At 63.5% G+C, this 19,382-nt stretch carries 17 protein-coding genes; 1 reads left to right on the plus strand and 16 read right to left on the minus strand.

From position 1 onward, the window contains the following. Positions 1-19 precede the first annotated feature (19 nt). On the plus strand, positions 20-808 hold the full coding sequence (locus ASF04_RS01625) for a nucleotidyltransferase domain-containing protein (RefSeq protein ID WP_056137619.1): 789 nt from the start codon (positions 20-22) through the stop codon (positions 806-808). A 53-nt stretch (positions 809-861) separates the two neighbouring features. Here ASF04_RS01625 and ASF04_RS01630 read toward each other — a convergent pair whose 3' ends face one another. The 16 genes from ASF04_RS01630 to mraZ form a co-directional block, all read right to left on the minus strand. Further along, positions 862-1,365, minus strand: coding sequence for a peroxiredoxin (locus tag ASF04_RS01630; protein ID WP_019921438.1), 504 nt, complete (start codon positions 1,363-1,365; stop codon positions 862-864). A 219-nt stretch (positions 1,366-1,584) separates the two neighbouring features. Further along, positions 1,585-2,802, minus strand: coding sequence for a cell division protein FtsZ (gene ftsZ, locus ASF04_RS01635; RefSeq protein WP_056137620.1), 1,218 nt, complete (start codon positions 2,800-2,802; stop codon positions 1,585-1,587). Between the two features lie 178 nt (positions 2,803-2,980). After that, positions 2,981-4,213 (minus strand): cell division protein FtsA, encoded by a 1,233-nt coding sequence (ftsA, locus tag ASF04_RS01640; RefSeq protein WP_056137621.1) that lies wholly within the window; start codon positions 4,211-4,213, stop codon positions 2,981-2,983. Positions 4,214-4,268: 55 nt separating this feature from the next. Further along, entirely contained in the window at positions 4,269-5,093 is an 825-nt protein-coding gene (locus ASF04_RS01645; RefSeq protein WP_056137622.1) for a cell division protein FtsQ/DivIB, read from the minus strand. A gap of 7 nt (positions 5,094-5,100) precedes the next feature. Beyond that, complete coding sequence (locus ASF04_RS01650; RefSeq protein WP_082488487.1) at positions 5,101-6,060, minus strand: D-alanine--D-alanine ligase; 960 nt, start codon at positions 6,058-6,060, stop codon at positions 5,101-5,103. A gap of 2 nt (positions 6,061-6,062) precedes the next feature. Next, on the minus strand, positions 6,063-7,466 hold the full coding sequence (gene murC / locus ASF04_RS01655) for a UDP-N-acetylmuramate--L-alanine ligase (RefSeq protein WP_056137623.1): 1,404 nt from the start codon (positions 7,464-7,466) through the stop codon (positions 6,063-6,065). Between the two features lie 10 nt (positions 7,467-7,476). Next, positions 7,477-8,553 (minus strand): undecaprenyldiphospho-muramoylpentapeptide beta-N-acetylglucosaminyltransferase, encoded by a 1,077-nt coding sequence (gene murG, locus ASF04_RS01660; RefSeq protein WP_056137624.1) that lies wholly within the window; start codon positions 8,551-8,553, stop codon positions 7,477-7,479. Then, the gene (gene ftsW / locus ASF04_RS01665) at positions 8,550-9,770 is read right to left on the minus strand and encodes a putative lipid II flippase FtsW (RefSeq protein WP_019921431.1); all 1,221 of its coding nucleotides are present in this window, start codon (positions 9,768-9,770) and stop codon (positions 8,550-8,552) included. Before ftsW ends, murG begins: the two co-directional genes overlap by 4 nt. Then, positions 9,770-11,278, minus strand: a complete 1,509-nt coding sequence (gene murD, locus ASF04_RS01670; RefSeq protein ID WP_056137625.1) for a UDP-N-acetylmuramoyl-L-alanine--D-glutamate ligase — start codon at positions 11,276-11,278, stop codon at positions 9,770-9,772. Before murD ends, ftsW begins: the two co-directional genes overlap by 1 nt. Continuing rightward, positions 11,275-12,444 carry a phospho-N-acetylmuramoyl-pentapeptide-transferase gene (gene mraY / locus ASF04_RS01675; RefSeq protein ID WP_056137626.1) on the minus strand — a complete coding sequence of 390 codons (1,170 nt, stop codon included), beginning with the start codon at positions 12,442-12,444 and terminating at the stop codon, positions 11,275-11,277. Before mraY ends, murD begins: the two co-directional genes overlap by 4 nt. A 2-nt stretch (positions 12,445-12,446) precedes the next feature. After that, positions 12,447-13,835, minus strand: a complete 1,389-nt coding sequence (gene murF, locus ASF04_RS01680; protein ID WP_056137627.1) for a UDP-N-acetylmuramoyl-tripeptide--D-alanyl-D-alanine ligase — start codon at positions 13,833-13,835, stop codon at positions 12,447-12,449. After that, positions 13,835-15,391 (minus strand): UDP-N-acetylmuramoyl-L-alanyl-D-glutamate--2,6-diaminopimelate ligase, encoded by a 1,557-nt coding sequence (locus ASF04_RS01685; RefSeq protein ID WP_229204882.1) that lies wholly within the window; start codon positions 15,389-15,391, stop codon positions 13,835-13,837. Before ASF04_RS01685 ends, murF begins: the two co-directional genes overlap by 1 nt. Next, the gene (locus ASF04_RS01690) at positions 15,388-17,163 is read right to left on the minus strand and encodes a penicillin-binding protein 2 (RefSeq protein ID WP_056137628.1); all 1,776 of its coding nucleotides are present in this window, start codon (positions 17,161-17,163) and stop codon (positions 15,388-15,390) included. The genes ASF04_RS01685 and ASF04_RS01690 overlap by 4 nt, the downstream gene beginning before the upstream one ends. Then, on the minus strand, positions 17,160-17,435 hold the full coding sequence (ftsL, locus tag ASF04_RS01695) for a cell division protein FtsL (protein ID WP_019921425.1): 276 nt from the start codon (positions 17,433-17,435) through the stop codon (positions 17,160-17,162). Before ftsL ends, ASF04_RS01690 begins: the two co-directional genes overlap by 4 nt. Beyond that, complete coding sequence (rsmH, locus tag ASF04_RS01700; RefSeq protein ID WP_056137629.1) at positions 17,432-18,430, minus strand: 16S rRNA (cytosine(1402)-N(4))-methyltransferase RsmH; 999 nt, start codon at positions 18,428-18,430, stop codon at positions 17,432-17,434. Before rsmH ends, ftsL begins: the two co-directional genes overlap by 4 nt. 8 nt (positions 18,431-18,438) lie before the next feature. After that, entirely contained in the window at positions 18,439-18,867 is a 429-nt protein-coding gene (gene mraZ, locus ASF04_RS01705) for a division/cell wall cluster transcriptional repressor MraZ (RefSeq protein WP_026637213.1), read from the minus strand. Positions 18,868-19,382: the final 515 nt, after the last annotated feature.

Below are 19,382 nucleotides of genomic sequence, written 5' to 3' on the forward strand. Positions count from 1 at the left end.
GCTGCGATATAGTTGCGGAATGATTCCAACTGACATCCGTGAAGAAATACTGACCCGCATGCGCCGTGCCGAAGCCGAGCATGGCGTGCGCATCCTGCTGGCGGTCGAATCCGGCAGCCGCGCCTGGGGCTTTGCCTCGCCCAACAGCGACTACGATGCGCGTTTTATTTATGTCCATCCGCAAGACTGGTACCTGTCGGTCGGGCTGGAGGAACAGCGCGACGTGATCGAATATCCGATTGTCGATGATATCGATCTCAACGGTTGGGACTTGCGCAAGGCGCTGCGCCTGTTCGCGCGTTCCAACCCGGCATTTGTAGAATGGATACAGTCGCCGATCATCTATGCAGAACACGGTCCGTTTGCTGCGGCGGCGCGCACGCTGCTGCCGGACGTGTACTCGGGCGAAACCGGCATCTACCATTACCGCAGCATGGCCAAGACCAATTATCGCGGCTATCTGCAAAGCGATCTGGTGCCGCTGAAAAAATACTTTTACGTGCTGCGCCCGTTGCTGGCCGTGCGCTGGCTCGAGCATTACGGTACAGCTGCGCCGATCGAGTTTGAAAAACTGCTGCACCTGGTCGCCGACCAGCCTCAACTGCTGGCCGACATCGATGCCCTGCTGGTGCAAAAGCGTGCGGCGCCGGAACTGGGTCTGGCGCCCGCCATTCCCAGCATCAACGCGTTTGTCGAAAGCGAACTGGCGCGACTGGAATCGATCAAACCAGCGCCGCACCAGCGCGGTGACATGGTGCCGACGCTGAGTGACGTCTTCCGCAACTGCCTGCATCAGGCCTGGTCGTAAACCACGAAACGGCGCCGAGGCGCCGTTTCGTGGTTGCTGCAAACTGAAGCCAATTACAGCTGGCCCAGCAGCGTCTCCGCGTTCGACACTTCGAACTTGCCGCCCTGCTCAATGTTCAGCTGGGTGACTTTGCCGTCTTCCACCAGCAGCGAGTAGCGCTGCGAGCGGGTGCCCATGCCGTGCTTGCTGAAGTCGGCGTCCAGGCCCAGCGCCTTGCTGTAGGCGGCGTTACCGTCGGCCATCATGCGGACGATGCCGGTGGCTTTCTGGTCGCGGCCCCAGGCGCCCATCACGAACGCGTCGTTGACCGAGATGCACCAGATTTCATCGACGCCCTTGGCCTTGAATTCTTCCGCGTGCTGGACGTAACCTGGTACGTGCTGCGCCGAGCAGGTCGGCGTGTAAGCGCCTGGCAGGCCGAAGATGGCGATCTTCTTGCCCTTGACCAAGTCCTGCACGTTGAACACGTTCGGGCCCAGTGCGCAGCCTTCGGTTTCGGTTTCGATGAATTCGGCCAGGGTGCCTTCCGGCAGTTGATCGCCGATCTTGATGGTCATGGTGTTTCCTTTATCAGTCTGTTTGAACGAAAAAATAGCCGCGACGCGCGCGGCTACGTTAAAGCCAGTATGCCTGAAGCGCCGCACCTTTGCAGGCGGCGCTTCAACCCAAGGCTTAGAGCGCTTAACATAACCTTCAGGGCAAGGCGCAGCGACGAAGACAGTACGCATGTACGGCGAGGCGCTGCAACGAAGCCATGGAGGTTTTGTTACGCGCTCTTAATCGGCTTGCTTGCGCAGGAAGGCTGGAATGTCATAGGTCTCCATGCCATTCTTTTCCATCGCGCGCACTTGCTCCGAGGCCGACTCGCGGCGCCATACGGCTGGCGCCTTCATGCCGTCGAAACCGGCCGCGCCGGAACCCATCACGCCGGTCGCGCCCATCGACACATTGACCGCCGCGCCGCCCATGCCAGCCGATGGCATCATCGGGCTGTTGTGGGTGCCGGTGCGCAGCATTTGCTGCGGTACCAGTTGCACGTGCTTCTTGTTTTTGCCGAGGCCGGTGGCGACCACGGTGACGCGGATCTCGTCGCCCATCGAGTCGTCGTAGGCGATACCCTGGGCGATCGACGCGTCCGGTGCGGCGAAGGCGCGCACGGCGGCCATGACTTCCTTGATCTCCTTACCTTTCAGGCCACGGCTGGCGGTCACATTGACCAGCACGCCACGGGCGCCCGACAGGTCAACACCGTCGAGCAGCGGCGAGGCCACGGCCTGTTCGGCGGCGATGCGCGCGCGGTCCACGCCCGAGGCGGTCGCGGTGCCCATCATGGCCTTGCCCTGCTCGCCCATGATGGTTTTGACGTCGTTGAAGTCGACGTTGATGTGGCCCGGCACGTTGATGATCTCGGCGATACCGGCTACCGCGTTGTTCAGCACATCGTCGGCGTGTTGCAGCCATTCGATCAGCGATTCGTCTTCGTAGATCTCTTCGAGTTTTTCGTTGAGGATCACGATCAGCGAGTCGACGTTGGCCGACAGCTGTTCCAGGCCTTCGTCGGCGATGTCCATGCACTTCTGACCTTCGTGCGAGAACGGCTTGGAGACCACGGCAACGGTCAGCGCGCCCAGCGACTTGGCCACTTCGGCCACGATCGGTGCGGCGCCGGTGCCGGTGCCGCCGCCCATGCCGGCAGCGATGAAGACCATGTGCGCGCCGCGCAGCGCGTCTTCGATGCGCGCGCGCGAATCTTCGGCCAGCTTGCGGCCGACTTCCGGCTTCATGCCGGCGCCCAGGCCGGTCTCGCCGATCTGAATGATGTTGTCCGCGCGCGAGGTGGCCAGCGCCTGCGCATCGGTATTGGCGGCGATGAATTCCACGCCCGACATGCCCTTATTGATCATGTGTTGAACTGCATTGCCACCTGCTCCGCCGACACCGACCACCTTGATGACGGTGCCCAAAGCTGCGTTATCGACCATATCGAACTCCATGATGTGCTCCCTATCAGTTTGCCGTTTCCAAGCGCCAGTCCTCATAGTAATAGGAGAACTGGAGATTGAAAACTGCGGATTAATTTAAATAATTTAGATGCTTACGTTTTCGTTCAGTTTTGTTCAACTGCATACTGCGTTCGTTCTGCTTTGTGCTACATATCCTGTACTGCCCTGCTTAAAAGTTCCCGAGGAACCATTCCTTCATGCGCTGCCATACCGCCTTCACCGAACCATCCTGGCGCGTGACGATGTGCCCGCGCAGGTACTGCTTCTTCGCTTCCAGCAGCAGGCCCAGCACCGTGGCATAGCGCGGGCTGCGCACCACGTCGGCCAGCTGGCCCCGGTAGTCGGGCGTACCCAGGCGCGCCGGGCGCAGGAAAATGTCTTCCGCCATCTCCACCATGCCCGGCATGATGGCCGTGCCGCCGGTGAGGACGATGCCCGACGACAGCACGCCTTCGTAACCCGACTCGCGCACCACCTGGTGCACCATCGCAAACAGCTCTTCCACGCGCGGCTCGATCACGGCTGCCAGCGCCTGGCGCGACAGCGTGCGCGGACCACGGTCGCCCAGTCCCGGCACCTCGAGCGTTTCGCCCGGATCGGCCAGCACCTGCTTGGCCACGCCGAAGCGGATCTTGATCTCCTCCGCTTCTGCCGTGGGCGTACGCAGCGCCATGGCGATGTCGTTGGTGATCTGGTCGCCTGCGATCGGGATCACCGCCGTGTGGCGGATCGCGCCGTCGGAAAACACTGCAACGTCGGTGGTGCCGCCGCCGATGTCGATCAGAACCACGCCCAGTTCTTTTTCATCGGTGGTCAACACCGCGTCGGCCGAGGCCATCGGTTGCAAAATCAGGTCCGAAACTTCCAGCCCGCAACGACGCACGCACTTGACGATGTTTTGCACCGCAGATACGGCGCCGGTCACGATATGGACTTTGACTTCGAGACGGATGCCGCTCATGCCGATCGGCTCGCGCACATCTTCCTGGCTGTCGACAATGAACTCCTGCGGCACGGTGTGCAGCAATTGCTGATCAGTCGGAATGTTAACCGCCTTTGCCGTTTCGATGACGCGCGCTACGTCGGTGGCCGTTACTTCCTTTTCCTTGATGGCCACCATGCCGCTCGAATTGAAGCTGCGGATATGACTGCCGGCAATGCCCGCGTACACATTGCGGATCTTGCAGTCGGCCATGAGCTCGGCTTCTTCCAGCGCGCGCTGGATCGATTCGACGGTCGCTTCGATATTGACCACCACGCCTTTTTTCAGGCCCTTCGATTCGTGCTGGCCCAGCCCGATCACTTCGTGGCGCCCATCGCTCATCACCTCCGCCACCACGGCCACCACCTTGGAGGTGCCGATGTCGAGACCGACGATCAGGTTTTTCGCGTCTTTTGTCATGTGTTGCCTGCTCTGTTCTGCTTGATTGTTATCGTGGTTATTGTGCTGACCGTGCTTATCTTGTTACCGGCGTTGGCTTTTGCCCACCGCCCGTGGTCTTCTTCATCGCCTGCTTTTTCGGCCAGGCGCCGTCCTTCGGTATCTTCAATCCCCTGGCGCTGAGCGCCAGGCCGTTCTGGTAACGCATATCGATGGTCTCGATTTCCGGCAGGTGCTCCACCAGTTGCGGGTAGATGCCCAGCAGGCGCTCCACGCGTTCCTTCAACGTGGTGCTGGTCTGCTCGCGGCCCAGCGCCACACTGGTGCCGTTGTCCAGCCTGACGGTCCATGCATAGCGCGAGGACAGCGACAGCGCTGCCGGCACCAGTTGCAACGGCGCGAACCAGGTGCGCAGTTCGGCGTAACGCGCCAGCACTTCCTTCTCGCTGCCATCGGGGCCGTCGAATTCCGGCAACTCGTGATCCTCTTCCGCCTCGGCCAGGTTGGCGGTAAACACATCGCCCTTGGTCGAGAGCAGGCGGCCGTCGTCGCCCCACGTGCCCAGCGCCTCGTGCTCTTCCAGCGTGACGATCAGCTGGTCGGGCCACTCGCGGCGCACCGTTGCGCGGCGTACCCACGGCACCGCCTCGAACACCTGGCGCACCGCGTCGAGATTGGTGGTAAAGAAGTTGCCCTTCAGGCGCCACAGCGCGCTGTTGCGCAAGGTCAGCTGGTTCACGTGGCGCAGGCCGTCGTGGTCCATGCTCTCGATGCGGATCGCGCGCAGGTCGAACATCGGACGCTGCGCCACCCACCACACGCCGGCACCGATGCATGCCAGCAGCGCGGCTGCGAACAGCGCGCTGGCGGTGGCATTCAAGGCTTTAGCGTCTTGCCACATCGTGCGCTCAACCCTTCATTTTCAAACGGGCCGTGCGCAGGATCGCCACGCACAGGTCTTCGTAGCTCATACCTTCGGCACGCGCCGCCATCGGCACCAGCGAGTGGCCGGTCATGCCGGGCGAGGTGTTCACCTCGAGCAGGAACGGCTTCTGGTCGCGTTCGCGCAGCAGCACGTCCACCCGGCCCCAGCCTTCGCAGCCGATGTTGCGGTAGGCCGCCACCGCGATGCGCTGCATCTCGGCGGTCAGCTCGGGCGGCAGCACGGCCGGGCAGATGTACCGGGTGTCGTCGGTAAAATACTTGTTCTGGTAGTCGTAGTTGCCGGCTGGCGCGACGATTTCCACGATCGGTAGCGCGCGCGCATCCGCTCCGGAGCCAAGCACTGCCACCGTGAACTCGCGGCCGGTGACGAATTCCTCGGCCAGCACGGCGTCGTCGATGGCGGCGGCGATATCGCACGCGGCCTTGAAGTCGGCCGCAAGCTCCACCTTGGTGATGCCGATGGTCGAGCCTTCGTGCGGCGGCTTGACGATCAGTGGCAGGCCCAGGTCGGCACTGACGGCATCGAGGTCGGAGGCGGCGTCGATCACCGCGTAGCGTGGCGTGGGCAGGCCGGCGGCCAGCCACAGGATCTTGGTGGTGATCTTGTCCATCGCCACGGCGCTGGCCATCACCCCGCTGCCCGTGTACGGAATGCGCAGCAGTTCCAGCGCGCCCTGCAGGCTGCCGTCTTCGCCGTAGCGGCCGTGCAGCGCGATGAACACGCGGTCGAATTGTTGCTCGGCCAGTTCGGCCAGCGTGCGCTCGCCGGTGTCGAAGCCGTGGGCGTCAACGCCCTTGCTTTGCAGCGCTTTCAGTACGCCGGCGCCCGACATCAGCGACACTTCGCGCTCGGCCGAACGGCCGCCGAACAGCACGCCCACCTTGCCCAGCGCCTTGATATCGTCAGTAGAGATGATGCTCATGGTCAGACCTTTGGATAATGAGTCAGTTTGGCCGGCACGGCGCTGATGGCGCCGGCGCCCATGGTGATGACGACGTCGCCGTCCTTCACCACGCTCATGATGGTTTCCGGCATATCGCCGATGTTTTCGACGAAAATCGGTTCGATCTTGCCGCGTGCGCGCAAGGCGTGCGCCAGCGAGCGGCCGTCGGCAGCCACGATCGGCGCTTCGCCGGCCGCGTACACCTCGGCCAGCACCAGCACGTCCGGCGCGCCCAGCACCTTGACGAAATCTTCGAACAGGTCGCGGGTGCGGCTGTAGCGGTGCGGCTGGAACGCCAGCACCAGGCGGCGGCCCGGGTACGCAGCGCGCGCGGCAGCCAGCGTCACTTCGGTTTCCACCGGGTGGTGGCCAAAATCATCGACCAGCGCGAACGTGCCGCGCGGTTCAGCTCCACCTTGGATGGCAACCTCGCCATAGCGCGTAAAGCGGCGGCCCACGCCCCCGAAGCCTGCCAGGCCCGCTTGCGTGTGGTGGTCGGCGATGCCGATCTCGCGGGCGATCGCAATCGCCGAGCAGGCATTCTGCACGTTGTGCATGCCGGGCTGGTTCAGTACGACGTCCAGGTCCGGGTAGCCGTCCTGCAGCACGGTGAAATGCATTTCCACGCCCACGGCGCGGGCATTGATGGCGCGCACTTCCGCCTCTTCATGGAAGCCGTAGGTGGTGACCGGCTTGGTCACGTGCGGGATGATCGAGCGCACGTGCGGATCGTCGATGCACAGCATGGCGCGGCCGTAGAACGGCAGGCGGTGCGTGAAGTGCACGAACGCCTGCTTGAGCTTTTCGAAATCGTGCTCGTAGGTGTCCATGTGGTCGGCGTCGATGTTGGTGATCACCTCGATCATCGGCGTCAGGTTCAGGAACGACGCATCCGATTCATCGGCTTCGGCCACCAGGTAGTCGCCGGTGCCCAGTTTGGCATTGGCGCCAGCGGCAGTCAGGCGTCCGCCGATGACAAACGTCGGATCGAGGCCGCCCTGCGCCAGCACCGATGCCACCAGGCTGGTGGTGGTGGTCTTGCCGTGGGTGCCGGCAATCGCGATGCCGCGTTTCAGGCGCATCAATTCGCCAAGCATCACCGCGCGCGGTACGATCGGCACCTTGCGCGCGCGCGCTGCCAGTACTTCCGGATTGTCCTGCTGCACAGCGGTCGAGGTGACGACAGCGTCGGCGGCGCCGATATTGTCAGCGGCATGACCCTGGAACACTTTGGCGCCCATGTCCGCCAGCCGCTGGGTGACAGCGTTGCTGCCCAGGTCCGAGCCGGAAACGGAATAGCCGAGCGTGAGCAGCACTTCGGCGATGCCGCTCATGCCGCTGCCGCCGATGCCGACGAAGTGTATGTTCTGTACTTTATGTTTCACTGCCCTGTTCCTATACTTTTACTGCAAGTTGTTCGATTACCTGTGCGATCGCCTCGTTCGCATCGCGCTTGCCCACCTTGTGCGCTGCCGTCGCCATGGTGAGACACGCGGTGCGGGTGAGCGTCTCGAGCAGCGTTGCCACGCTTTGCGCGCTCATTTCCGTCTGCGGCATGTGGATCGCCGCGTTCTGCTTCGCCATCCACTGCGCGTTGTCGCGCTGGTGGCTGGTGGTCGATGCCACCAGCGGCACCAGCACGCTGGCCACGCCGGCGGCAGTCAGCTCCGACACCGTGATGGCGCCAGCACGGCAAATCACCACGTCGGCCTGCGCGTAGGCGCTGGCCATGTCGTCGATGAAATCGACCACGTTCGCCGCCACACCGGCTTGCGCGTACGACGCGCGCAGCGCATCGATATTCTTCTTGCCCGATTGGTGCGTGACCATCGGCCGCTGCTCCGCCGGAATCAGCGCCAGCGCGCTTGGTAAATTGTCGTTGAGCGCCTTCGCGCCCAGGCTGCCGCCGACGACCAGGATGCGCAGCGCGCCGCTGCGGCCCGCGAAACGCTCGGCCGGCGCCGGCAGATCGAGGATTTCCTTGCGCACCGGGTTGCCGGTCACCACCGCCTTGTCGGCCGCCTTGCCGAAGTTGGCGGGAAAACCGAAGCACACGCGCTCGGCGAACGGCACCAGCGTCTTGTTCGACAACAGCAGCGCGGCGTCGGCGTTGACCAGTGCCAGCGGCGTGGCGCGCAGCTTGGCCATCAAGCCCCCCGGTACAGTAACGTAGCCGCCCATGCCGAGGATGACATCGGGCTTGCGCTGGCCGATAAAACCGTGGCACGCGATGAAGGCTTTCACCATTTTCAGCGCGCCGCCGATCGAGTGCGACAGGCCCTTGCCGCGCATGCCGGTAAAGTCGATGCTGTCCATCGCAATGCCGCTTTTCGGCACCAGGTCTTGTTCCATGCCGGCGGACGTGCCGAGCCAGGTTACCTCCCAGCCGCGCGCGCGCATGGTCTGCGCGATGGCCAGGCCGGGGAAAATGTGGCCGCCGGTGCCGGCTGCCATGATCATCAGTCGTTTCATAATCTGCCACCACGCATCAGGACCCGGTTCTCGTAATCGATCCGGAGCAGGATCGCCAGGCCGATGCAGTTAATTACCACGCCCGTGCCGCCATAGCTCATCAGCGGCAGGGTCAATCCCTTGGTGGGCAGCAGGCCAAGGTTGACGCCCATATTGATAAAGGTCTGCACACCGATCCAGATGCCGATGCCCTTGGCCGTCAGGCCGGCAAAAGTCTGGTCGATGGCAATGGCCTGGCGGCCGATGTCAAACGCCCGCTTGACGATCCAGTAGAACATCGAAATCACGATCAGCACCCCGACCAGGCCCAGCTCCTCGCCGATCACCGCCATCAGGAAGTCGGTGTGCGCTTCGGGCAGGTAGTGCAGCTTTTCCACGCTGCCGCCCAGGCCGACGCCGAAGATTTCGCCACGGCCGAACGCGATCAGCGAGTGCGTCAGCTGGTACGCCTTGTTCATCGCATTGTTCTCGTCCCACGGATTGAGGTAGGCGAAATAGCGCTCGCGGCGGAATTTCGACAGCGCGATGATGGAACCGAAAATGGCAACCAGCATCACGCCGATGCCGCCGAACCACACGGCGTTGATCCCGCCCAGGAACAGGATGCCCATGGTGATGCAGACGATCACGCCGAATGCACCGAGGTCGGGCTCAAGCAGCAGCAGCAAACCGACGAAGCCCACTGCGGCGGCCATCGGCAGGAAACCCTTGGTCAGCTTGTGCATGTATTCCTGCTTGCGCACCGTGTAGTCGGCCGCGTACAGCACCGCCACCACCTTCATCAGTTCCGACGGCTGGATCTTGATTACGACCAGCGACAGCCAGCGGCGGCTGCCGTTCACCACCGAGCCCAGGCCCGGGATCAGCACCATCACCAGCAGCACCAAAGTGCCGATGAACAGGTACGGCGCCCACTTTTGCAAGGTGGCGATGCGGGTGCGGAACACGAACATGCCGATCACCAGCGAAACCACCACGAACATGGCCTGGCGTTGCAGGAAGTAGGTATTCTGCCAGCGCACGTAGTTGGCAAAGCGCGGCGAATCGGGCAGCGAGATCGACGCCGAATACACCATCACCATCCCCAGCAACATCAGGATGATGGTGACCCAGACCAGCGGCTGGTCGTACTCCATCATCTTCGACTGCCGCGCGCGGCCATCGATCGGCGTGACCGCCGATTTCTGTCCGAAGCGGAACGGCATCTGGAAGGCCATCAGAGCTCCTGTCCGTTGTCGAGGGCGATCTCGCGCACGGTGTCGATGAACACCTGGGCGCGATGCGCGTAGTTCTTGAACATGTCCATGCTGGCGCACGCCGGCGACAGCAGTACGGCGTCGCCAGTCTGCGCCAGGTCGCGCGCACGCATGACCGCCTTGGGCAGGTCGGTGCCGCAGTCTTCCAGCGCGATGCCGGTGTGGGCCAGCGCAGCGCGCAGCAGTGCCGCATCGCGGCCGATCAGCAGCGCCGCGCGCACGTAGCGGCCGGCCGGTTCGGCCAGCGGACCGAAGTCCTGGCCCTTGCCGTCGCCGCCGAGGATCACCACCAGGCGCTGGTCGGCGCCCGTGAAGGCCTTACCGAGGCCGTTCAATGCGGCCACGGTGGCGCCCACGTTGGTGCCCTTGCTGTCGTCGTAGTATTCGACGTCGTTGATCGCGCCCACCAGTTCCACCCGGTGCGGCTGGCCGCGGTAGTCGCGCAGGCCGTGCAGCAGGGGCGCCAGCGGCAGGTCGATGGCGCGGCACAGCGCCAGCGCGGCCAGCGCGTTGGCGGCGTTGTGCACGCCACGGATTTGCAGCGCGTCGGACGGCATCAGGTTTTTCACCATGGTCTCGACCGGTGGTGGCGGCGGATCGTTCTTCTTGCGTTTTTTCGGTTCGCCCTCTTCCTCGGCCGGCACGGCGGTGGCCAGCCACAGCACGTTGCGCTCGTTGTGCAGACCGAAGTCGCCGAGGTGTTTCGGCGCATCGGTGCCGAAGCTGACATTGACGCCGTTGCTACTGGCCATGCGCATCACGGTGGCGTCGTCGCGGTTCAACACGCGCACTGTGTCGTGGGCAAAGATACGGTGCTTGGCGGCGGCATACGAGGGCATGTCGCCGTGCCAGTCCAGGTGGTCCTGGGTCACGTTCAAAACCGTGGCGGCGTGCGCTTCGAGGGTGAAGGTGGTTTCGAGCTGGAAGCTCGACAGTTCGAGTACCCACACGTCAGGCAGGCTGTCGTTATCGAGTACTTCGCGCAGCACGTCGAGCGCCGCCGGGCTGATGTTGCCCGCCACGCGCACGGTCTTGCCCGCGCGTTCGCACAGCTGGCCCACCAGCGTGGTCACGGTCGTTTTGCCGTTGGTGCCGGTAATTGCGATGATCTTCGGCGCATAGTCACGCTCAAGCTTTAGCGCTTCGAGCGCCTGGGCGAACAGTTCGATCTCGCCCCAGACCGGAATGCCGGCGGCAGCGGCTGCCGGCGCAATCTCCGCCAGTTCGCGGCCCGGCGCCAGGCCGGGGCTCACTGCCACGAAGTCCACACCGGCCAGCAGTGCCGCGTCGAACGCACCGGCGACGAACTCCACGCCTGGCACCGCAGCTTGCAACGCAGGCAGGCGCTCGGGCGACTCGCGGGTATCGGCCACGCGTACGCGCGCGCCGCTACGGGCGAGCCACAGCGCCATCGCCAGGCCGGATTCGCCCAGCCCAAGCACTAATGCGTTTTTGCCGTCGTAGCTCATCGCAGCTTCAGGGTAGATAAACCAACCAGCACCAGCATCATCGTGATGATCCAGAAACGCACGACGACCTGGGTCTCTTTCCAGCCTTTTTGTTCGAAATGGTGGTGCAGCGGCGCCATCAGGAACACGCGGCGGCCCACGCCGTAACGCTTCTTGGTGTACTTGAACCAGCTCACCTGCATGATCACCGACACCGTCTCCGCAACGAAAATGCCGCCCATGATGAACAGCACGATTTCCTGGCGCACGATCACGGCGATGGTGCCCAGCGCGCCGCCGAGGGCAAGTGCGCCGACGTCGCCCATGAACACCTGGGCCGGATGGGTGTTAAACCACAGGAAAGCCAGGCCGGCGCCAGCGAGCGCGCCGCAGAAGATGATCAATTCGCCCGCGCCTGGAATGTGCGGAATCAAGAGGTACTTCGAATACGTGGCGCTACCGGTCAGGTAGGCGAACAGGCCCAGGGCCGCGCCGACCAGGATGGTCGGCATGATGGCCAGGCCGTCGAGACCATCGGTGAAATTCACCGCATTGCTGGTGCCGACGATCACGCAGTACGTCAGTGCGATGAAACCCCATACGCCCAGCGGATAGCTGATGGTCTTGAAGAACGGCACGATCAGGTCGGCCTTGGGCGGCAGGTCCATCTGGAAGCCGGACTGCACCCAGGCGAAGAACAGCTCGAACACTTTGCCGGCATTCGGCGCGGACACCGAGAATGCCAGGTACAGCGCGGCGGCCAGGCCGACCAGCGACTGCCAGAAGTATTTTTCGGCCGAGCGCATGCCCTCCGGATCCTGGTTGACCACCTTGCGGTAATCATCGACCCAGCCGATGGCGCCAAAGCCCAGCGTGACCACCAGCACCGGCCAGATCAGGCGATTCGACAGGTCGCACCACAGCAGCGTGGACACGCCGATGGCGATCAGGATCAACACACCGCCCATGGTGGGGGTGCCGTGTTTTTTCAGGTGCGTCTGCGGACCGTCGGTGCGCACGGCCTGGCCGTACTTGAGCGACGTCAGCATGCGGATCACGGCCGGACCGGCCGCCAGGCCGATGATCAGGGCGGTGGCCGCAGCAGCCACGGCGCGGAAGGTGATGAAGTTAAAGACCCGGAGCGGTCCTATCTCGTCCTGGAAAAACTGAGCGAGCCAAAGCAGCATGATTAGTGACTTCCTTTAATAGCTTGTTGCAATCCAATCAAATGCTGCACGACCCGTTCCATTTTCATGAAGCGGGAGCCCTTGATCAATACGGTTGCGTTCGACGTGACTGCCGCATCGACTGCGGACAGCAAGGCGTCGAATTGTTCAAAATGACGAATGGCGCCCCCACGCATGTGGGCGGCCAGCTCGCCGGTAACGAGCACCTGTTCGATGCCCTTGCTCTGCGCGTAAGCGCCGATCTCTTGGTGGAACTCGCGGCCCTGCATGCCCACTTCGCCCATGTCGCCCAGCACCAGCACGCGTGGCGCAGCGGCTTTTGCCAGCACGTCGATGGCGGCGCGCACCGAATCCGGGTTGGCGTTGTAGGTGTCGTCGATGACGGTGGCGCCATTGGCGGCAGCCTTGCGTTGCAGGCGGCCACTGACCGGCGCAAACGTGTCGAGTCCCAGCTTGATGTGTTCCAGCGCGATGCCGGCCGCGTACGTACACGCTACCGCGGCCAGGGCATTGCGCACATTGTGTTCGCCGGCCGCCTGCAAGTTGACGAAGAACTGTTCTTCGCCCTTGTCGCTGCTTGCGCGGATGGTGATGAACATTTCGCTGCCAAAGTCGTTGGCACGGAAGGTGCACGACACCTCCGCCGCCTTGCTCAAGCCGAAGCGCAGCGCGCGGCGGCCGGCGGCCAGTTCGTCCCATACCGGCGTGTACTCGTCACCGTGCGGATAGACTGCCACGCCGTCGGCCGGCAAGACGGCCAGCACGGCGCCGTTCTCGCGCGCCACCGCTTCCACCGTGTGCATGAATTCCTGGTGTTCGCGCTGGGCGTTGTTGACCATGGCGATGGTCGGCGCGGCAATCGCGGCCAGGCGGGCGATTTCGCCCGGATGGTTCATGCCCATCTCGATCACGGCCGACTGCTGCTGCGCGTCCATGCGAAACAAGGTGAGCGGCACGCCGATTTCGTTATTCAGATTGCCGCGCGTGGTCAGGCGCCCGGTTTCGCCGTGGGCGGCGGCCAGGATGGTGGCGATCATTTCCTTGACGGTGGTCTTGCCGTTACTGCCGGTCACGCCAATCACCGGCACTGCGAACTGCCCGCGCCACCAGTTGGCCAGCTGGCCCAAGGCCGCCAGGGTATTCGGCACGACGATGGCCGGCACGCTCAACCCATCTGGCACTTCTTCCACCACCACGGCAGCGACGCCTTTGGCAGCGACATCGTGCAGGAACTTGTGGGCGTCGAACACCTCGCCGCGCAAGGCGACGAACAGGGCGCCGGCGGCCACGCTGCGGCTGTCGGTGGAGACGCCATTGAATTCAAGCGCGCCGTTGCCGGCGAACGCAGCGCCGGTAAGCGAAGGCAGGACCTGTGCGAGTGCAGCGCGCATCAATGGGTCCTCATCATGGTCAGGCGCGCCGACAGCGCCAGCTGGGCGTGGTCGGTGTCCGAGAACGACAGCTTCTTGCCCTTGATTTCCTGGTACGGCTCATGGCCCTTGCCGGCCAGCAGAATCACGTCGGCCTTGGCCGCGTGCTTGATCGCCGACAGGATGGCGCCGGCGCGGTCGTCCTGGGTTTGCACGCGCGATGCCGGGTTGTTCAGGTCCATGCCGGCCACGATCTGCAGGATGATGGCATGCGGATCTTCGCTGCGCGGGTTGTCGCTGGTGACGATCACCTGGTCGGCCGCCTGGGCGATCTTGCCCATTTGCGGACGCTTGCCCGGATCGCGGTCGCCGCCGCAGCCGAACACGCACCACAGCTGGCCGTTGCGATCGGTGGCGACAGCGCGCAGCGCGGCCAGCGTCTTTTCCAGCGCATCGGGCGTGTGGGCGTAGTCGATCACGATCAGCGGCGCATCCTGGCCACCCACCTGCTGCATGCGGCCCGGCGCCGGGACCAGGGCTTCCACCGCCTCGATGGCGCCGCGCAGGCCGGTGCCCTTCGCCAGCAGCGAGCCGATCACGCCCAGCGCATTGCTGATATTGAAGGCGCCCACCAGGTGGGTTTTCACCAGCGCCACGCCCAGCGGGCAATCGAGGTGGAACTCGGTGCCGCCGGCGCGGCCGGTGCGCAACTGGCTGGCGCGCAGCACCAGCACGTCGTCGATATCCGGTTGCGCGGCTTCGTCCCTGAGCGTGTAGCCGATCAGCGGAATGGTGCCCGCCAGCGCCGGTTTGGCTTTCAGGTGGCTGATCAGGCGCAGGCCGGCCGGATCGTCGAGATTGACCACGGCGGTTTTCAGGCCCGGCCAGTCGAACAGTTTGACCTTGGCCGCTTCGTACGCGGCCATGTCGCCGTGGTAGTCGAGGTGGTCGCGGGTCAGGTTGGTAAACACCGCCACGTCGAAATGCATGCCGGCCACGCGATGCTGATCGAGGCCGATCGACGACACCTCGATGGCCAGCGACCTGGCGCCTTTTTCGCGCAGGCCGGCCAGGGTGCGCGCCAGCAGCACGGCGTCGGGCGTGGTGTAGCCGGTAACGTCGTAATCGACTTCGCCGCGCGCGCGGAACACGCCCACGCCGAGCGTGCCGACCACGGCAGCGAGTTCGCCGCCGCGCGCCAGGGCCTGGCCCAGCCAGACGGCGCTCGAAGTCTTGCCGTTGGTGCCGGTCACGCCGACCGTAAACATGGCGCTGTCAGGCTGTGCATAGTAGGCGTGGGCGATCGGGCCCGCGTGTTGTCTGAGATCGGCGACGCCGATGCTGGCGACAGTGGTGCCGTCGGGCAGAGCACCGCCGGCAACGTCGAACACCACCAGCGCGGCGCCGTTGGCCACCGCGCTGTCGATAAAGGCGCGGCCTTCGGCAAAAGCGAAAAACACGTCGCCCGGTTCCACGCGGCGCGAGTCCGAGGTCAGGCGGGCGCCTGGCGCCAGCTTGCGGATCGCGTCGGCGATGGCGGGTATTCCGGCCAGCGGGTCGAAGTTTAAAGTCGTCACATGTTCCCCTGTGCTGCGGATTCAGGAATGATGATATGGGTCAGGTCGGAGTCCGGCGCCACGTTCTTGGCGCGCAGCGCCTGCGCAGCCAGGGCGGAAAACACCGGGCCGGCGACGTCGCCGCCGTATTTGAGAGGGCCGCTCGGCTCGTCGATCATGACGGCGATGATGAAGCGCGGGTCCGACATTGGCGCCATGCCGACGAAGTTGCCGATGTACTTGGTGTGCGAATAGCGGCCACCGATGAATTTTTGCGCGGTACCGGTCTTGCCGCCCACGCGGTAGCCGGGCACTTGCGCCTTGACGGCGGAACCGCCCGGCAGCGTCACCATTTCCAGCATCTCGCGCATTTCGGCGGCGGTCTTGGGGCTGATCACCTGGGTCCCGTGCGGTGCTTCGTGCACCTTCTGGAACGACAGCGGAATAATGTCGCCATCGCGCGCCAGCACCAGGTAGGCGCGCGCCAGCTGGATCAGCGACACCGACATGCCCTGGCCAAAGCTCATGTTGGCGTGTTCGATCGGACGCCACGATTTGTAAGGACGCACGCGGCCGGCCACGGCGCCAGGGAAGCCCCACTTGGGCGGCTGGCCGAAACCGAGCTTGGTGAACATTTCCCACAGATCTTGCGCCGGCATCGCCATGGCGATCTTGGTGGTGCCGATATTGGACGACTTCTGGATCACGGTCTGGACGTCTATCACGTGGTGTGGCGAAGTGTCGTGGATGACGCGGTCGGCGATCACCATGGCGCCGTTGCCGGTGTCGATCATGGTGTGCGGCGTGACCTTCTTGGCGTCGAGCGCCATCACCACCGGGAACGGCTTCATCGACGATCCCGGCTCGAACGTATCGGTCATCACGCGGTTGCGCAGCTGTTCGCCGGTGAGCTTGGAGCGGTCGTTCGGGTTATAGGTCGGGTAGTTGGCCAGCGCCAGCACTTCGCCCGTGTGCACGTCGAGCACCACGGCAGCGCCAGCCTTGGCCTTGAATTTTTCCACCGCGTCTTTCACCTGGGTGAAGGCGATGTACTGGATCTTGCTGTCGATCGAGAGCGTGAGGTCCTTGCCGTCGTGCGGTTCGCGCACCGAGCCGATGTCTTCGACGATGTGGCCCAGGCGGTCGCGGATCACGCGGCGCGTGCCGGGCTGGCCGACCAGGCTTTTTTGCTGCGCCAGTTCCATCGACTCCTGGCCCACGTCTTCGAGGTTGGTAAAGCCCACCACGTGGGTGGTTACTTCGCCCTGCGGGTAGAAGCGCTTGTATTCTTTTTCCGAGCCGATGCCGGTGATATTGAGCTTGGCGATCTTGTCGGCCACGTCGAGTTCGACCTGGCGCTTAAGGTACACGAAGCTGCGGTCGGAGTCGAGCTTCTTCTGCAGCTCGGCGTTGGTCATGCCCAGCAGCGTGGCCATTTCCTTGAGTTTGTCGGCGGGCGCGTTCTGCACGTCGTCCGGGTTGGCCCAGATCCCCTTGACCGGCACCGACGACGCCAGCACCTGGCCGTCGCGGTCGGTGATCTTGCCGCGCGTGGCGGGCAGCACCAGGGTGCGCGCATAGCGGGCTTCGCCCTGCTTTTGCAGGAACTGGGTGGACATGCCCTGCAACCACATGGCGCGGCCGGCCAGCGCGGCAAACGCAAAGAACAACACGAACAGCACGACGCGCGAACGCCATACCGGCAGGCTCACCGCCAGTACCGGGTTTTTCGAGAACGGCACGCCCTTGGAGCGGGCGACCCGTGCGTTGTTCTGGTTGCCGCCGCGGCTCATTTCGATGCCTCGGGTGTCAGGTATTGCGTGCGCGCGGCGGTCAGCGCGGTCATGCCCAGGTCGCGGCGGGCGATTTCCTCGATACGCGCGTGCTTGCCCAGGGTGGACTGGTCGAGCTGGAGCTGCGACCATTCGATGTCGAGCTGGCGCGCCTGCGACTGCGAGCGTTCCAGCTCGATGAACAGGTGGCGCGCCTGGTACTGGGCGTTGACCAGCGACAGGCCGCAGCCCACCAGCAAGGCGGACAGCACGATGTTGATCTTGCCGCTCACGCCGCGTCCTCGGGGAAAGGCAAACGGCGCGCCACGCGCATCACCGCCGAACGGGCGCGCGGGTTGGCGTCCACTTCGGCGTCGGACGGCTTGAGCTTGGCCAGCAGCTTGATCTCGGGCTGCGGCAGGTCCACGGCGCGGATCGGCAGGCGGCGGTCGGGCTGTTCGACATTGGCGCGGGCAGCGAAGAAGCGCTTGACCATGCGGTCTTCCAGCGAGTGGAAGCTGATGATGGCCATGATGCCACCCGGGGCCAGGCTGTCGTACGCCTGGTTCAGACCGATTTCGAGGTCTTCAAGCTCTTTATTGATGAAAATCCGGATAGCCTGAAAGGTGCGAGTGGCCGGATCCTTGCCCTTCTCCCGGGTTTTGACCGCGCCTGCCACGATGCCGGCAAGCTGTCGTGTGGTCGAAATTGGTTCGATTGCCCGGCGAGCAACAATCGCCTTTGCAATCTGGAAAGCAAACCGTTCTTCCCCATATTCTTTGATAACCTTTTCCAGTGTCTGTTCGTTTTCGATGGCAAGCCATTCGGCTGCCGACATGCCGCGCGTGGTGTCCATGCGCATGTCGAGCGGACCGTCGTTGCGGAAGCTGAAGCCGCGTGCGGCGTCGTCCACCTGCGGCGACGAAATGCCCAGGTCGAGCAGGATGCCGTCCGCCTGCGCCGCGCCGCGTGCCGCAAGCGCCGTGCGCATGGTGGCGAAGCTGTCGTGGACGATGGTGAAGCGTGGATCGTCGATTTGTTCGGCGGTGGCGATTGCCTGCAGGTCCTTGTCGAAGGCGATCAGGCGCGCGCCCTCGCCCAGCTTCGACAGGATCAGGCGCGAGTGGCCGCCACGGCCGAAGGTGCCGTCGACGAACACGCCGTTGGCGCGTGCGCCGTGCAGCGCCAGGGCATCGACCGCCTCGTCCAGCAGGACGGTGCGATGCTGGAAATCGGATGCCGCACGGTCGGATACCGGGCTGTCAGGTACCGTAGTAGTAGTGATCACGGAGTACCTTAGAAAGAGAAATTGGCGAGGACATCGGGGGTGCCGGCATCAATGGCCTGCTGCTCTTTTTCCGCCATCTTGGCGGCATCCCAGATTTCGAAATGCGAGCCCATGCCCATCAACATCACTTCGCGCTCGATGCCGACGGCGGTGCGCAGCTCGGGCGCGATCAGGATGCGGCCGGCGGTGTCGAGTTCGACGTCGGTGGCGTAGCCCAGGAAGATGCGCTGCCAGGCGCGCGCCTGCATGGGCCACTGGGCGATCTGCTGGCGGTGCTGCTCCCACACGGGACGGGGAAACAGCATGACGCAGCCATCGGGATGGCGGGTGAGCGTGAGGCGGCCATCGCATTGGATGGCCAGCGCGTCACGATGCTTGGCAGGGATGGACATCCTGCCTTTTGCATCGAGATTGATTGCGGACGCGCCTTGAAACACGGGATTACCTTTGACCTCAGTATTGTTAGCGGAGCATGAATTGCAACTTTTATCGTTCAACTTCCGCTGCCGCTAAGTCAGTAGAAATTTCCCACAAAAAGACACTTTTTCACACAGATGCCCACTTTAGAGGATGGAGGAATGGTGGTCAAGCGCTTTCCGGCAATTGAAAACCCGATTTTATTAATGAAATTAAGGACTTAGCGCGATTCCTTGAAGCCACCTAGAAACAAAATAGCTCAACAAATTAAGTACTTATCTCAAAAACTGAATGTGGACTCTCATCTGTACACATGGTTTTGGGGTTTGCGCTCTATCAAAAATGACGGGAACAAAACAATAAAATAAGTGCATAAAGTTGCCAGGCGCCAACATTGCATTAAGTTATTTACAACAGTCGAGTTCGGTAATGTCGAGGAGGTGAAAGCGGGACAAACGCGAAGAATGCCGTCCAAAGCGGCACTAGCAGCGGCGGAATAGCGGGTCAGTGACTTTCAGTCGGCTTTCAATGGTTC

It is taken from the genome of Duganella sp. Leaf61 (assembly GCF_001421905.1).
Taxonomy (GTDB): Bacteria; Pseudomonadota; Gammaproteobacteria; order Burkholderiales; family Burkholderiaceae_D; genus Rugamonas; species Rugamonas zoogloeoides.